Source organism: Streptomyces tailanensis (genome assembly GCF_008386495.1).
GTDB classification, from domain to species: Bacteria; Actinomycetota; Actinomycetes; order Streptomycetales; family Streptomycetaceae; genus Streptomyces; species Streptomyces tailanensis.
On record NZ_VTHJ01000031.1, the window covers coordinates 62,955 to 77,774 of the forward strand.

Here is a 14,820-nt window from a genome sequence, read left to right on the forward strand (position 1 = left end):
CTGGGGGCCCACCATGGCGCAGGCAGAGGACTGGCAGCGGGATGTGCTGCGCGAGCTGGGCCGGGACCGGGAAGGTGCCGGGGCCGGGTCGGGTGGCGAGGCGGGGGCCGGGTCGGCGTCCGGTGCGGGATCGGGTGCGGGTGCGGCGGGGGCTCCCCATGCGCCTGCTCGGCGGGCGGAGCCGACGCTGCGGCTGGTGCGGTCGGTGCCGTCCGAGTCGGCTGAGCCGTCCGGGGCGTCCGGCTCGTCCGAACAGCCGCAAGGTGCGCAGCCGCCGGTGCGGCCCGTCGTCACACCGCCGGTGCAGCCGGTCGTGCAGCCGCCGGTGCCCGCGCCCGTCGTACAGCCGCCGGTCCACCCGGCGCCCGTCGTACAGCCGCCCATGCAGCCGGCCCCCGTCGTGGACCCGCGTACAGGCCTCCCCCACGCCGCCGCGCACGCGCAGCCGCCGGGGGATCCCGGTCGGCCCACTCAGCCCAACCCGCCCGCCCAGCCCGGCGATCCCCGTCCCGCCGCCCCCGTTACTCCCCCGGCCTCCACGCCGGCGCCCCGCGGCTCCCGTATGCCGCAGTCGCCCGCCCACGCACCCGAGTCCGTGCCCACCATCGACCCCCGGCTCGCCCACGCGCTGGGTCGCCCGCAGCACGGCGACTCCGTGGCCCGGCGTACGGGGCGGTCGTTGCGGAAGCTGACGTCGTCCGCCGCGCAGGACGTGGCGGAGGAGACGCGGATCGCTCAGGAGTTGCAGCAGCCGGTGACGACGGGGCGGGTGATCGCCGTGACGTCGATCCGGGGCGGGGTCGGGAAGTCGACCGTGGCCGCGCTGCTGGGGCGGACGTTCAACCACTACCGGCACGACCCGGTGCTCACCCTGGAGGCGGACGCCGCGCTCGGTACGCTGCCGGTGCGGATGGGGGCCGATTCCGTGCGCTGGGCGGCGGCCGATCTCGCCCAGATCCTCAATCCTGCGATGCAACTCACCGATGTCACCGGCTACTTGGTGCCCGTGTCGGACGGGGGCTGGTTGCTGCCCGCCAGTCAGGGGCGGGTCGGGGCGCCGCTGGACATCGCCACGTACCGCACGGTGACCCTCGCGCTGCGGCGCTACTTCGCGGTGACCGTGGTGGACTGCGAGACGCTGCCGGGTGAGGTGGCCCGTACCGCGATGGACACGGCCCACGCGCGCGTGGTCGTCGCGCCCATGACCGCCGAGGGCGTCAACGGCACCCGGCAGGTCCTGGACTGGCTCGGGCAGTTGCCGCACTCCGCGCTCGCCTCGACCGTCGTCGCGCTGACCGCCAACTCCCCCGATGTCACTCTGGACCGGAAGACGGCGGTGGCGCACCTCAAGGAGTCCGGCGTGCACGTCGTCTCCCTCCCCTACGACCGGCATCTCGCCCAGGGCGGCCCCATCCGCACCGCCCTCCTGGGCCAGGAGACCCGCGAGGCGGCCGTCACCCTGGCGGCGGAGGCAATGAACCGGGCGGTGAGGATGCGATGACCCAGCAGCTGATCCACCGCCCCGCGCGCAGCACCCGCCCGCTCGCGTCCGCCCCGGCCCGCACGATCGAGCCGCCGCCGAACCTCCCGGAGGGCAAGGCGGGCAGCCCGGCGACGGCGTTGCTGCCGATGGCGGGTGTCATGGGCTCGGTCGTGATGATGACCGTGATCCGCAGCAGCCAGTTCGCGGCGCTCGGCGCGATCGTGCTGGTCTTCGCCCTGCTCGGCGCGGTCGCCCTCTTCCTCTCCCAGCGTGGCAAGGCGCAGCGCACCCGGCGTACGCAGCGCGAGCGCTACCTGGAGTATCTGGAGGAGCTGCGCGAGGAGTTCGGGAACGACGAGCGTGACCGGCGGCGGTTGGCACGGGAGCTCAACCCGCCGCCGGAGGCCCTCTACGACCTCGTACGCGATCCCGCCCGGCTCTGGGAGCGCCGGCGGCGGGACCCGGACTTCCTCCGGGTGCGGGTCGGTACCGGTGACGTGCCCGTGGCGGAGTTGGCCATCGGGCAGAACCAGGGCGGGGTGCTGACGCCGCCGGACCCGTTCATGCTGAACGAGGCCCGCGCGCTGCTGGCCCGCTACTCGATGGCGAGCGACTGCCCGATCACGGTGCCGTTGGACCGCGTGGGCAACGTCAGTGTGGTGGGCGACCGGGAGGGCGTGCTGCGGGTAGCCCGGGCGCTGCTCGTCCAGGTCGCCGTCACGCACGCCCCGGACGACGTGGCCGTCGCGCTCGGGGTGCCCGGCGAGCGGCTGGGCGACTGGGAGTGGACCAAGTGGCTGCCGCATGTGCTGGACGGCCAGGAGCACGACGGCCCGGTCGCCGCCCGCCGTATCGCGCCGAGCTTGCCGCAGCTGGCCCGGCACTTCCGCCATGAGCTGGGCCGGCGTGCCTCGTACGCGGCGGAGGTCCGCCGGGGGCTGGCCGACCGGAACGCCCTGCGGCTGGCCTCGCGCATGCTCGTCGTGAGTGACGAGTACGGGGAGGCGGCGACCGAACTGCCGCTGCCCGACACGGCGGTGGGGCTCGGCGACATGGGGGTGACCGTGCTGCATCTGCTGGGGGAGCAGGTGCACGAGCCGGACCAGGTGTCGGTGCGGATCACGGTGCGGGGCGACGAGGTCGTCGTCGAGGACCTCCGCGAGACCCGTACGGTCGCGCAGGGCACCTCCGATGACGTGACCGCGGCCGGCGCCGAGGGCGTCGCCCGGCTGCTGGCGCCGCTGCGGCTGTCGGCCGAGTCGGCGGCGGAGGGCGCCCCGGTCACCGGGCCCGTCGACTTCCCCGGTCTGCTCGGCATCGACGACCCGGCCCTGCTGGACCTGGCCCGGTTGTGGGCGCCGCGCGGCGAGCGTGAGTTCCTGCGCGTGCCGATCGGCTTGACGGACCGTCATGAGCCGGTGCTGCTCGACCTCAAGGAGTCGTCCGAGCTGGGCATGGGTCCGCACGGGCTGTGCGTGGGCGCGACCGGTTCCGGCAAGAGCGAGCTGCTGCGCACCCTCGTCCTGGCCCTCGCGGCCACCCACTCCCCCGAGGATCTCGCCCTCGTCCTGGTCGACTACAAGGGCGGCGCGACCTTCGCCCCGTTCACCGAACTCCCGCACGTCGCGGGCGTGATCACCAACCTGGAGAACCAGGCCGGACTCGTCGAGCGCGTGCACTCCAGCCTCGCGGGCGAGGTCAAGCGCCGGCAGCAGGTGCTGAAGGACGCGGGGAACGTGGCCGACATCGGGCACTACGCCGCCCTGCGCGCGACCCGGCGGCCGGACCTCGAACCGCTCCCGCATCTCTTCGTCGTGATCGACGAGTTCGGTGAACTCCTCACCGCCAAACCGGACTTCATCGACCTGTTCCTGTCCATCGGCCGCATCGGCCGCTCCATCGGCGTCCATCTCCTCCTCTCCAGCCAGCGCATCGAGGGCGGCAAGCTCAAGGGCCTGGACACCTATCTCTCGTACCGGCTCGGGCTGCGGACCTTCTCCGCCGACGAGTCGCGTACCGTCCTCGACACCACGGACGCCTTCCATCTGCCGCCGCTGCCGGGCTTCGGCTATCTGAAGGTGGACACGTCGACGTACGAGCGGTTCAAGGCGGGGTACGTCTCCGGCGCCTACCGGGGGCCTGCGCTCGCCCAGCAGGAGGACGACACGCCGCTCGCGTGGCCGTATCCGACGTACAACACCCTCGACAGCGCGACGCCCGCCACGGGCGGCGCGCCCGAGGAGCCCAAGGCGACCAAGCGGGAGACCGGGCCGACGGTGATGTCGGTGATGGTCGGCCAGCTCGCCTCCGCCGCCCGGCCGGTCCGCCGGATCTGGCTGCCGCCGCTGCCGGACGCGGTCACGCTCGACGCGGCGGCCGGCCCCGTGCAGGTGGACGAGCGCGGACTTCAACTGGCCGTCAGAGAAGGCCCGTTGCGGATACCGCTCGGTGTGCTGGACGATCCGGCGAAGCAGTGGCAGGGCCACTGGGTGCTCGATCTGACGGTCGCGGGCGGTCATGCGGCGGTGATCGGCGGCCCCCAGTCCGGCAAGACGACCCTGCTGCGCACCCTGGCCCTGTCCCTGGCGACGACCCACACACCCGCCGAAGTCGCCATCTACGGTCTCGACCTGGTCGGCGGCGGTCTCTCCGCCCTCTCCGGGCTGCCGCACGTCGGCGGGATCGCGGGCCGCGCCGACCGGGAGCGGGCCGCGCGCACGGTCGCCGAGGTGCGCACGATGCTGATCGAACGGGAGGAGTTGTTCCGCGAGCACGGCATCGACTCGGTCGACCAGCTGCGGCACCTGCGCGCGCAGGGCAAGCTGCGCGAGCTCGGCTCCACCGACGTCGTGCTCCTCATCGACGGATTCGGCGCGCTGCGCGACGAGTTCGCCGAGCTCGACGACACGGTCGTGGACCTCCTCAAGCGCGGCGGCGGCTACGGCATCCACGTCGTCGGCGGCATGCTCCGCTGGAACGACGTACGGATCGCCACGCAGTCGATGTTCGGCACCCGGGTCGAGCTGCGGCTCAACGACCCGAGCGATTCGAGCGTCGACCGCAAGCTCTCCGAGACGCTCTCGCCCGACACGCCGGGCCGCGTCCTGACCGACGGCAAGCTGTTCGCGCAGACCGCGCTCCCCCGCCTCGACAGCCGTCCGTCGACCGGCGATCTCGGTCCGGCGCTGGACGACGCGGCCCGTACGATCCGCTCCACCTGGCACGGCGAACTGGCCGCGCCTGTACGGGTGTTGCCGACCCGGCTGCCGGTGGCACAGCTGCCGTCACTGGTCGCGGAGCCTCAGCGGGTGCCCATCGGCGTGGACCAGGACGCCCTCGCCCCCGTCCTCCTCGACCTCTTCGGCTCGGACCAGCATCTGCTGATCCTCGGCGACAACGAGTGCGGCAAGACCAACCTGCTGAAGCTGGTCGCGGACCGGCTCGTGGAGCGGTACTCGGACGAGGAGCTGGTCTTCGGCGTCTTCGACCCCCGGCGCGGTCTGCGGGGTGTGATCCCCGAGCCGTACCGGGGCGGCTACGCGCACAACGCCAAGCTCGCGGTGGGGCTGGCGTCGGGCATCGCGAGCGAGCTGGAGAAGCGGATGCCGGAGAGTGCCGACCCGGACGCGATGACCGACGAGCCGTCCTTCAAGGGCCCGCGGATCGTGATCCTGGTCGACGACTACGACATCCTGACGACGGCCGGTCAGCAGCCCCTCGCGCCGTTCCTGCCGTACGTCTCCTCCGCTCAGGACATAGGCCTGCACTTCGTGGTCGCGCGCCGGGTCGCGGGCGCGTCGCGGGCGATGTACGAGCCGCTGCTGCAGACGCTCCGCGAAACGGGCACGTCGTCCTTGCTGATGACCGGTGAGCGCAGCGAGGGCCAGCTGTTCCCCGGCCTGTACGCCTCCGCCCAGCCGGCCGGGCGGGGCACGCTGGTCCGCCGGGGCCGGGCCCACCAACTCATCCAGACGGCACTCAACAGCGAGGAGGGCGACCGCCCGTGACCAAGGACGTCATCGCCCTCACCCCGAAGATGCCCAACGTCTGGGCCCTCATGGCGAGCCTGTACGCCGGCGGCTCCGACCTGGACCTGTCGGCGGCGGCCGACGGAGCGGTCGTACAACTCCACGGTCCCGGTGGGCGGCCGCTGGTGTCCGTGGAGTCGCCGCTGCTCGTGCAGGTGCCGGGCGAGGCGGAACGGCTGCTCGGGCAGAGTGTGGAGACGCCGTTCTGGTGGACGGAGGCGCGGGCGTCCACGGCGGTGCCGGAGGCGGAGAAGCTCGCGGGTTCGGTGTGCGGACGTCTCAACGCCCTGCTCGGCGGGACGACTTGGCCGTCGGACGCCGCGACGACGGAGATCGTGGACGTGTCCGCGGTGCCGTCGGCGGGTTCGGGGCAACCGGCGGTGGATGTCGTGACCGACAACGCCGCCGTGGTGTTGATCGACCGCCCGGTGGTCGCCCTGACCACCTGGCTCGCGGAGATCATGCGCACGGCTGTGGCCTCCCGCCGCGCCCTCCAGATCGTCACCCCGCCGCATGTCCGCCTCTCCGCCCCCGCCCGTACGACCCTCGCCCGCGTCCCCAACCGCTGGGTCGTCCAGGACCCCGAGTGCGGCTACTACGACGGCCTGTCGGGGGCGGTGCTGCGCTGGCAGGACGGGGCGTTCGCGCCCGCGCCGGCGGAGGCGTCCGGCGAGGCGACGGTGGCCGGGGCCTTCACCCGGGCTCCCGAATCGCTGGGCCGCCAGCTGATCGTCGCCATCCGCACCGTCCACAAGGCGGACGAACGGCTGTTGCTGGGCGGGGCGCTGGAGACGGCCTGGGAGACGCTCACCGGATCGGCCCCCGCCGGTTGGGGCACCGCCGAACCCGTCAACCTCCCCTGGTCCCCACGCCAGTTGACCGACCTGGCCCGCGAACGCGCCCCCGAGCCCTCACACCTGGTCGTCGTCGGCAGCCCCGACCGCCCGGCCATGGCGACGGTCCGCGTGACCCGTACGACGAAGGGCGTGGAGGAGGAGGTGATCCTGACGGTCGGCTACGGCGCCGACGAGGAACTCCCCCTGGACCGGATCCAGCCCCTGGCCGAGACCCTGGTCAAATCCCACGCCCTGAAGACCATGCTCACCTCCGTCCGCCGCGCCCGCCCCGACCTGACGACCACGCCCCGCCTGGAGGGCCCGCCGATCCCGTACTCCTTCACCCTCGGCTCGGAGGACGTGCACGCCATCGGCTTCGATCACGCCCGCCGGCCACCGGTCGAGGTTCGGCCGACGGGGTTGGGGGCACCGGCCCGGCCGGGTCTGCACTTCCCGTTGGGGGAGGCGGAGGATCCGGAGGCGTGGGGGCGGTTGCGGGGGGTTACGGCGCATCTGCGGGCGGCCAGGTGATTACCGTCTCAGCGTGGTGCGGTCGCCGCGGCGACGAACATCGGCAACGCCAGGAACAGCCGGTCGGACTCGGCCCGCGTGCGCTGATCAGCGATCCAGGTGTCCGTCTGTTCGTTCGTGACGGCGCCGGTCAAGCGGACCGCTTGGGCCAGTCCGGCGAGCAAGGGCAACACCGCCGGTCCGGTGAACACGCCGGTGTGCACCTCGACCGTCACGTCGTCGAAGCCGGTGTCCAGGAGCAGGTTGCGGTACTGGCGGGCGGCACGCGGCCCGGCGGTCAGGTCGGCGCGGGCGTGCACGATGGTGCGGGTGAGGTCCGGTTCGTCGGAGTCGATGACGATGGTGTCCCAGTCCTGGCCCAGCAGCACGATCCGCCCTCCGGACCCGAGAACCCTGCGGGCCTCTCCCAACGCCCGCTCGGGTTCGGCCAGTTCGTGGAAGACCTTGTCGGCGCGGTAGCCGTCCACGGAGGCGTCCGCCAGCGGCAGTTCGTACGCCTCCGCGATCCGGAAGTCCGCCTCGGGCCAGCGGCCGCGGGAGACGGCGATCATCCGCTCGCTCGGGTCCACGCCGATGGCCTTCACGCCCCGCTCGGCCAGCTCCGCGACGGCTCGTCCGGCGCCGCAGCCCACGTCCACGGCGGTCCTTCCAGGTCCGACGCCGAGCAAATCGTAGGAGTGCGCCCGCAGTTCGCCCGCACCCGGCAGTCGGTCGGCGGCATCGAGCAGTGTGATGAGGCTGTCCGGCGACTGGCGCGTTTGTTCCGTGTCCTTGGTCATGAGCGCCAGGCTGCGACTTAATGTCGGCATGAAGTCAAGCGAGCACAGGATGCCGGTCGGCGGTGAGCGCGCGTCGATGAGCATCGGCGCCCTCGCCGAACACTTCGGTCTGGCTACGCACGTCCTGCGTCACTGGGAGTCGATGGGGCTGCTCACGCCCGCCCGGGACACCGCCGCTATGGGCCCGCCGACGTCACACGCGTCGCCATCATCGTGCGCGCCAAGGAGGCGGGACTCTCCCTCGCCACCATCCGCTCGCTGGTCGCGACCGGGAATCCCGGCCGGCGCGGGGACATCCTGCGCAGAGAGGCCGAGTTGCTTCGCTCCCGCGTTTCGGCCATGCAGGCGTCTCTCGCACTGATCGAATGCGCCCTCTGCTGCGACCACGAGGACTTCTCCCAGTGTGCCCATTTCCAGCAGGTGGTGGGACACCCCAGCTAGCCCTGGTGCGTTTGCGGGGACGTCTCGTAATCGCGGACATGGCGGAGGGAGGATGCCTGCGGCTCCACGTGCTTCCCTCCGGGGTCGGGTCCCATACTCGATCTTCGGTACGGCCTGGTTCACCGACGCCGGCCACCTCTTACCCGCTGGTGCCCGCTTGCCAAGAACCCCGGTGGCGTCTGGCCTTCTCGCAGCCCTTGGCCATGCCAGGGGCGTACAGGCTCAGGGTGCCGATGTGCCCCTGAGACGGACTGCCCCCTGCAAGGGCGGGCCGGACACACCACTTCTAATAGAAGTTCTGTTAGAATTTGCGGGTGACCGCTTCCACCTATGGCCCCGGCGAGGGCCCCACAAAGACCGTGTCCGTATCCGTCCACGAAGGCACCATCGCGGCAGTCCGGACCCGCGTCGGCAAGCGCGGCCTCTCCGCCTACGTCGAAGCCGCCGTGCAGCGTCAGATCGAGCGCGACCAGCTCGACGAGCTCATCGCCGCGAACGAGGAACTCCACGGTCCTCTCACCGAGGAGGAGATCGACGCCGCCGAACGCGAAATGTTCGGCAACGCTCAGGACGGCCAGGCAGCAGCTTGAGCGGGACCTGGATCCTGGACAGTCAGGCGCTGTCCCTGTACCTGCGCGCCGACCGCACCATGACCGCGAAGCTCGCCGCGGCCCGCAGGCGAGACGTACGCGTGATCACCAGCGCGGCCACGATCGTCGAAGCCGATCCTCAGGGCGTGCACACCGCGCGTCTGGCCTGGGCCCTCTCCCAGCTCGTGGTTGAGCCGGTCACCAAGGACACCGCAAAGGAGGCCATCACGCGGATGCGGGACAGCGGCAGGACCGGCGGGCACAAGTACGCTCTGGACGCGATCGTCGCCGCAACCGCTCATGCGGCAGCGCCCCCGGTGACCGTTCTCACCTCCGACCTCGACGATCTCAAGCCGCTCTGCGGCAAGAACATCGAGGTCAAGGAGGTCTGAGGGGTACAGCACCCCCTTCTCCTGCGGCAGCGCGGACTGTGAGGACCATCGGCGATCATTCCCAGCCATCACCGGTCCTCAAGGAGGGTGACTCGGGTCACTAACACAACGACCAATACGAGCAGTAAGAGCTCTGACGGCTGAAGGATTTACCGGCCTGACCTGGGTCCCTAACCTCCCGGCAACAGCTGCCACACGGCACGCGCCAGGAGGAGAACCATGGCCAGATCCAGCCACATCGGCATTACCGCGCTCGCCGCGACGCTCGCGCTCGGCACCCTGGGCGCCTGCGGCGGCAGCGAGGACGACGCGCCGAAGGTCGCGGAGAACAAGATCTCCGCGGGCCAGGTGCCGGACTACTACCCGGCGGACTACTCCGACCTGATCGAGGCGGCGGAGAAGGAGGGCGGCGAGCTCACCGTCTACTCCAACCTCGGCGACGAGAACATGGCGCCCATCGTCCGGGACTTCAAGAAGAAGTACGACTTCATCAAGACCGTCTCCATCAGCGAACTCGACAGCGATGAGCTGTTCCAGAAGACCCTCTCGGAGAACGCGGCCGGGTCCTCCCCGGCGGACGTGCTCATCTCCAGCGCGGCCACCGCGTGGGCGGACTTCTCCGGTCGCAAGGGCACGGTCCTGGAGTACAAGTCCCCGGAGCTGTCCGAGCTCGGCGACAGTGCCGAGCTGCTGCCGAGCGTGTACTCCATGTCCCAGGACCCGATGACCATCGCGTACAACACCACGCTGATGGAGACCCCGCCGACCACCCTGACGGACTTCGCGGAGATCGTGACCTCGGACGAGGACAAGTACAAGAACAAGGTGACGGTCCGTGACCCGGAGGGCTCGTTCGGCTTCACGGTCACGCACGCGCTCACCGAGGGCAACCCGGAGGCCTGGGACGACCTGAAGAAGATCCTTCCGCTGACCCGCCCGGAGACCTCCTCCGGCACCCAGCTGGAGAAGATCGTCGCCGGTGAGTACATGGCCGGCTTCCTGATCAGCGCCTCGCCCGCGTACCCGGTGGTCGAGGACAGCGCCGGCCTGGTGAAGATCGTCTTCCCGAAGGACGGCACCGTCGTCCTGCCGCGCGGCATCGGCATCGCCTCCGAGGCCCCGCACCCGGCGACCTCGAAGCTCTTCCTGGACTTCGCCCTCTCCGAGGAGGGCCAGCGGGCCGTCGCCGAAGGCGGTCTGGCGTCGTACCGCGAAGGGGTCGAGGGCGAGGGGCTCCACACCTACCAGGAGGTCGTCGACGCGGTCGGCGAGGAGAACATCATCCACGTCAAGTACGAGCCGATCGCGAAGAACGACGCCGCGGCCTGGCTGGAGCGCTTCGACGGACTCCGTAAGTAGGCAGCCTCCCCGACAGACTTGGGACGATCGGAGTCAGAGCAGATGTCCACCCTCACCCAGCCGCCCCGCACACCGGCCGGCGAGTCACCCGCGGAGACGTTCAAACCGCCGCGCTACCGCCGCCCCTTCGGCATCGGACGGGACACGGTTGTCCAGTACGCGGTGCTGGCGTTCCTCGCCGTGCTGGTGCTGGCCCCGATCGTCCCGACCCTCTACCAGAGCATCCGCAACCGCCCGCTCTACGAGGCGGGCGGCGCCTTCACCCTCAGCGGCTACACCGACCTCTTCACCGAGGCCGGCTTCGGCGAAGTCGCCCTGAACACCCTGCTGTTCGCCTCGCTGACGACCATCCTGAGCCTGGCCATCGCCATTCCCATGGCGATCGTGGTCGTACGGACGAAGCTGCCGGGCGGGCGGCTGGTCGCGCTGGCGATGCAGTGGCCGTTCTTCATCTCGTCGCTGATCCTGGGCTTCGGCTGGATCATCATGTACGGCCCGGCCGGGTTCGTCAGCGTGAAGGTGCAGCAGGTCTTCGGCGGGGTGCCGTGGAACCTGTACTCGATTCCCGGCATGGCCCTCACCGAGGCCGTGGCGCTCGCCCCGATCGCGTACGTCTTCTGCGCCAACGCGCTCCGGCAGTCGGACGCCTCGCTGGAGTCGGCGGCTCAGGTGTGCGGGGCCGGTCCCTTCCGGATCCTGGCGCAGGTGATCGTCCCACTGCTGCGGCCCCCGATCGTCTACTCCGCGATCCTCGTCTTCTCCGTCTCCATCGAGACGCTGAGCGTGCCGCTGCTGTACGGCCAGCCGGTCAACATCGACGTCTTCTCAACTTTCCTCTACCACAACGGACTTCAGTCCGTGGACCCCGACTACACGATGCTGGGCGCAGCGTCGACGGTCATCCTCGTCGTCACGCTCAGCCTGGTGGCCGTACAAGCGAAGCTGCTGAAGGACGCGGCCCGCTTCGTCTCCGTACGCGGCAAGGTGACCCGCCCGCGCAAGCTGGACCTGGGCTGGCTGAAGTGGGTGAGCATCGCGTGCATCTGGTTCTACGTGATCGTCGGCGCCCTCGTCCCGATCGCGGGCCTGGTGATGCGTTCCTTCACGCTCGTCTTCACCCCGCTCCAGTCGCCGTTCAGGACGGTCACGACGAAGAACTACGAGATCGTCTTCGACTCCGACAACTACGTGCAGTCGCTGTGGAACAGCCTGATCGTGGCGGGTGTCGGCTCGGTGGTCGTCAGCGCGCTCGCCGTGTTCGCGGTGATGGTGGCCCGCCGCTCGACGTTCCGTTTCGGAAGGGCTGTGGAGTATCTGGCCCTCATCCCCCAGTCCCTCCCCGGCATCATCATCGGTATCGGCTTCTTCTGGGCCTTCGCCCTCGCTCCCTTCGGGATGGGCTCGGTCCTCCAGGGCACGATCTACGCCGTCATCATCGCCTTCGGCATGCGGGCCCTGCCCAGCGCGTTCGGCTCGGTGGCCCCGGCGATCATGCAGATCGGCGGTGAGCTGGACAACGCGGCCCGGGTGTCCGGCGCCGACTGGCTCATGACCTTCTTCCGGGTCCTGCGGGCCCTGATCACGCCGGCGTTCGCCGGGGCCCTCGTCCTCACCTTCGTGATCATGCTCAAGGAGTACTCCCCGGCCGTCTTCCTCAGCTCGGCCGACAACAACATCCTCGGCACCACCATGCTCAGCCTGTGGACGCAGGGCAGGGCCGGTTCCGTCGCCGCACTGGCAACCCTCCAGATCGCCATCACCGCGGTCTTCGTCGCCCTCGCCGGACTGCTCATGAAGGGAAAGCACCATGCCTGAGGTGACCGTCAAGAACCTGGCCAAGACATTCGGGGACAACTCCGTCCTGCGCGATGTCACCTTCACCATCAAGGACGGCGAGTTCTTCACCCTGCTGGGCGCGAGCGGCTGCGGCAAGTCGACGACGCTGAACTGCATAGCGGGTCTTGAGCAGCCGACGGAGGGCTCGATCGCGGTGGGCGGCCGGCCGTTCGTGGACGCCGGGGCGAGCGTGTTCCTCCCGCCGGAGGAGCGGAACCTGGGCATGGTCTTCCAGTCGTACGCCCTCTGGCCCCATATGACCATCGCGCAGAACCTCGCCCTGCCGCTGAACATCCGCAAGGTGCCCAAGGACAAGCAGAAGACGCTGATCCACGACGCGCTGGACAAGGTGGGCCTCGCCGACCTGTCCGCCCGTTACCCGCACCAGCTCTCCGGCGGCCAGCAGCAACGCGTGGCACTGGCCCGGGCGTTGGTCTACTCCCCGACCGTGCTCCTGCTCGACGAGCCGCTGTCGAACCTCGACGCCAAGCTCCGCGAGCAGGCGCGGGCGTGGCTGAAGCGCCTCCAGGAGGAGCTGGGCATCACCACCGTCTACGTCACCCACGACCAGGACGAGGCCCTCGCCCTCAGTGACCGGATCGCCGTGATGGAGGGCGGCAACATGATCCAGATCGGCACGCCGCACGAGATCTACGAGCGCCCGGCGGCGCCCGCGGTGGCGGCCTTCGTGGGCCGCTGCAACTTCCTCACCGGCAAGGTGGTGGCGCAGGACGGCAACCGGCACAGCGTCCGCCTGGACGCGAGCGGGGACGTGGTGCGGGTCGACAGCGAACGGCCGGTCGTGATCGATGACTCGGTCACGGTGGCGGTCCGCCCGGAGCGCCTGGAGGTCACGACGGCGGAGGCGGCAGCCGGCGCGAACAGACTCACCACCCAGGTCATCACCAGCTCCTACGTCGGCTCCCGCTACGAGTACGACGTCCGCCTCGGCGACCAGGTCGTCCAGGTCCTGAGCGCCAACGGTGGCCTGTCGGGCGAGGTGGCGCTGGTCTTCGACCCGTCGCACGCGTTGCTCTACGCCGACAAGGTCGAACTGCCGGAGGACCAGCGGGACTTGCTGACAGTCGCGAAGTAGGCGGACGGCCGGACAACAGCCGCCGAGCGACAACCGACCTTTTCCCTTCCCCGGTTCCCGGGAGGGCCGCCTCCCCCGGCCCTCCCGGGAACACTCATGTAAGGGCCGGACCAGCTACGCCTCTTCAGAGGTCTGCACTCCGGAAGTCGCCGCTGTCCCCGGCAACGGCGAACGCGGTGGACAAGGCGGTCACCGAAATGCCTGTGCCATCTGCCCCAGCGGGACCGCCGCTGAGAAACCCGGCCCGCAGTTCCGGATCTCGCAGGAGGACGAGGACGTCGGCGAACGGTCGGTCCCAGGCGATGCGGACGATGTCCCGTGCCTTCCGGCTCCGGCCGTGGTCGGTGGCGGCGCGCCACATGTCGAGGGTGTCCTCGCGGTCACGTAGGCGTCGTGGCGGCCCTTGACCGGCGGGCCGCGGTTGAGCCCGAAGACAAGGGCTCTTCACCCCATCCCTCCCCACCCCTCAAGTCCCCCGTACACATGTGTCATACTCGGGCGCCGATCATGGCAGGAAACGACCGGGGGGCCGTGTGTACGCCGTTTCTCTGGACGCCCCCTATCTGGACACGGATGCGGATCAACTCTGCTTCTCGCTGAGCCTGACGGAGCGTCCGGCGCTAGCAGAACGCGTGGTGTCGCTCGGCGGGCTGGACGTACGGCTGCGGCTGCTCGGGGCCTCGCACCAGGTGTTCGCCGGTCCCGTGTGGGAGACGGTGGCCTGTCTGCAGGGCGCGGTGAGGGGGCTGCCCGAGACCTGCACCCGTCATCTACCGGGCTGGGTCTACGACTTCGGCGCCACCACCCGCCGACTGGCCCCTGAGGAGTTCAGCGCCGAGGTGGCACAGGTCCTCGGCCGGGCCACCGACGCCGAGCACAGCCTGTGCGGAGTCTTCCCCGGCTCGCCGGAGGCGGTCACCGCGGTGGTCGTCGAGACGGTCGAGGGACCGTACGGCGCCGGGCTCCTCTGGCGCACCTGGCACACGTATCCGCAGAACGGTCAGATCGTATCGACGCACAGCCGGCTGGAGGCCCGATGAACAGCGCCCGACTCGTCCGCGCAGCGGTGGCAGCCGTGCTGGCCGCGACCCTGCTCACCGCCTGCGCCGGCGACGGGGACAACAACGCGGTCCCGCGCGAGTGGATCAGGAAGACGTACACCGCGACCGGGGCGGAATGGCTCGACTCGGACAGCACCCCGAGCGAGGTCGCCCAGGCGATCCACACCAAGCGGACGGCCCTGGACCGTGCCTCCGGCGACAGCATGGAGTTCCTGCGCTACGGCGACGACATGGTCACCGTCTCGCCGTACCGGAGCGGCAGCCTGATCGAGATCGAGGACTACCGCAACGGCTACCACCGCCACCAGCGGCACCTCACCTACTGGCCGGACCCGGACAGCGCGAGCTTCCGCGGCGGCGGCCCCGGCGAGGGCAAGTAACGCCCGGT

The 14,820-nt window shown here is 70.6% G+C and carries 13 protein-coding genes and 1 pseudogene; 12 read left to right on the forward strand and 2 right to left on the reverse strand.

The annotated features are described in order from the left end of the window. The first annotated feature begins 13 nt into the window (after window positions 1–13). The 3 genes from F3T56_RS24445 to F3T56_RS24455 are packed head-to-tail and all read left to right on the forward strand — an operon-like array spanning window position 14 to window position 6,878. Complete coding sequence (locus tag F3T56_RS24445; protein WP_149827527.1) at window positions 14–1,501, forward strand: hypothetical protein; 1,488 nt, start codon at window positions 14–16, stop codon at window positions 1,499–1,501. Continuing rightward, window positions 1,498–5,490, forward strand: coding sequence for a type VII secretion protein EccCa (gene eccCa, locus F3T56_RS24450; RefSeq protein WP_149827528.1), 3,993 nt, complete (start codon window positions 1,498–1,500; stop codon window positions 5,488–5,490). The genes F3T56_RS24445 and eccCa overlap by 4 nt, the downstream gene beginning before the upstream one ends. Next, window positions 5,487–6,878, forward strand: a complete 1,392-nt coding sequence (locus tag F3T56_RS24455) for a DUF6177 family protein (protein WP_149827529.1) — start codon at window positions 5,487–5,489, stop codon at window positions 6,876–6,878. The genes eccCa and F3T56_RS24455 overlap by 4 nt, the downstream gene beginning before the upstream one ends. Window positions 6,879–6,886: 8 nt before the next feature. Here the strand turns inward: F3T56_RS24455 and F3T56_RS24460 are convergent, their stop codons facing one another. Beyond that, entirely contained in the window at window positions 6,887–7,657 is a 771-nt protein-coding gene (locus F3T56_RS24460) for a methyltransferase domain-containing protein (protein WP_149827530.1), read from the reverse strand. 76 nt (window positions 7,658–7,733) lie between these two features. Between F3T56_RS24460 and F3T56_RS49780 the strand changes: the two are divergent. From F3T56_RS49780 to F3T56_RS24490, 7 genes and pseudogenes are all read left to right on the forward strand, one after another. Next, window positions 7,734–7,861 (forward strand): annotated as a pseudogene (locus F3T56_RS49780) (MerR family transcriptional regulator); the annotation flags it as partial. Between the two features lie 9 nt (window positions 7,862–7,870). Then, entirely contained in the window at window positions 7,871–8,098 is a 228-nt protein-coding gene (locus tag F3T56_RS49785) for a hypothetical protein (RefSeq protein WP_342786980.1), read from the forward strand. A gap of 314 nt (window positions 8,099–8,412) precedes the next feature. Beyond that, complete coding sequence (locus tag F3T56_RS24470) at window positions 8,413–8,688, forward strand: hypothetical protein (RefSeq protein ID WP_149827531.1); 276 nt, start codon at window positions 8,413–8,415, stop codon at window positions 8,686–8,688. After that, window positions 8,685–9,080, forward strand: coding sequence for a DNA-binding protein (locus tag F3T56_RS24475; protein WP_149827532.1), 396 nt, complete (start codon window positions 8,685–8,687; stop codon window positions 9,078–9,080). The genes F3T56_RS24470 and F3T56_RS24475 overlap by 4 nt, the downstream gene beginning before the upstream one ends. A gap of 219 nt (window positions 9,081–9,299) precedes the next feature. After that, window positions 9,300–10,439 carry an ABC transporter substrate-binding protein gene (locus F3T56_RS24480; RefSeq protein WP_149827533.1) on the forward strand — a complete coding sequence of 380 codons (1,140 nt, stop codon included), beginning with the start codon at window positions 9,300–9,302 and terminating at the stop codon, window positions 10,437–10,439. Window positions 10,440–10,481: 42 nt separating this feature from the next. Further along, window positions 10,482–12,254 (forward strand): ABC transporter permease, encoded by a 1,773-nt coding sequence (locus F3T56_RS24485; protein ID WP_149827534.1) that lies wholly within the window; start codon window positions 10,482–10,484, stop codon window positions 12,252–12,254. Continuing rightward, window positions 12,247–13,371 (forward strand): ABC transporter ATP-binding protein, encoded by a 1,125-nt coding sequence (locus tag F3T56_RS24490; protein ID WP_149827535.1) that lies wholly within the window; start codon window positions 12,247–12,249, stop codon window positions 13,369–13,371. Before F3T56_RS24485 ends, F3T56_RS24490 begins: the two co-directional genes overlap by 8 nt. Before the next feature lie 124 nt (window positions 13,372–13,495). On the opposite strand, the gene F3T56_RS24495 is transcribed toward F3T56_RS24490, so the two are convergent. After that, window positions 13,496–13,732: a hypothetical protein gene (locus F3T56_RS24495; protein ID WP_149827536.1), complete on the reverse strand. Its 237-nt coding sequence runs from the start codon at window positions 13,730–13,732 to the stop codon at window positions 13,496–13,498. 172 nt (window positions 13,733–13,904) lie between these two features. On the opposite strand from F3T56_RS24495, the gene F3T56_RS24500 reads away from it, so the two are divergent. Both F3T56_RS24500 and F3T56_RS24505 read left to right on the forward strand, forming a co-directional pair. Next, on the forward strand, window positions 13,905–14,411 hold the full coding sequence (locus F3T56_RS24500) for a DUF2617 family protein (RefSeq protein WP_149827537.1): 507 nt from the start codon (window positions 13,905–13,907) through the stop codon (window positions 14,409–14,411). Continuing rightward, a complete protein-coding gene (locus F3T56_RS24505; RefSeq protein WP_149827538.1) occupies window positions 14,408–14,812 on the forward strand; it encodes a DUF4247 domain-containing protein in 405 nt (134 codons plus the stop codon). The genes F3T56_RS24500 and F3T56_RS24505 overlap by 4 nt, the downstream gene beginning before the upstream one ends. Window positions 14,813–14,820: the final 8 nt, after the last annotated feature.

Coding starts and splice junctions, on each gene's coding strand:
- F3T56_RS24445 (WP_149827527.1), top strand. CDS start 14: ATGGCGCAGGCAGAGGACTGGCAGCGGGATGTGCTGCGCGAGCTGGGC.
- eccCa (WP_149827528.1), top strand. CDS start 1,498: ATGACCCAGCAGCTGATCCACCGCCCCGCGCGCAGCACCCGCCCGCTC.
- F3T56_RS24460 (WP_149827530.1), bottom strand. CDS start 7,657: ATGACCAAGGACACGGAACAAACGCGCCAGTCGCCGGACAGCCTCATC.
- F3T56_RS24480 (WP_149827533.1), top strand. CDS start 9,300: ATGGCCAGATCCAGCCACATCGGCATTACCGCGCTCGCCGCGACGCTC.
- F3T56_RS24485 (WP_149827534.1), top strand. CDS start 10,482: ATGTCCACCCTCACCCAGCCGCCCCGCACACCGGCCGGCGAGTCACCC.
- F3T56_RS24490 (WP_149827535.1), top strand. CDS start 12,247: ATGCCTGAGGTGACCGTCAAGAACCTGGCCAAGACATTCGGGGACAAC.
- F3T56_RS24495 (WP_149827536.1), bottom strand. CDS start 13,732: ATGTGGCGCGCCGCCACCGACCACGGCCGGAGCCGGAAGGCACGGGAC.
- F3T56_RS24505 (WP_149827538.1), top strand. CDS start 14,408: ATGAACAGCGCCCGACTCGTCCGCGCAGCGGTGGCAGCCGTGCTGGCC.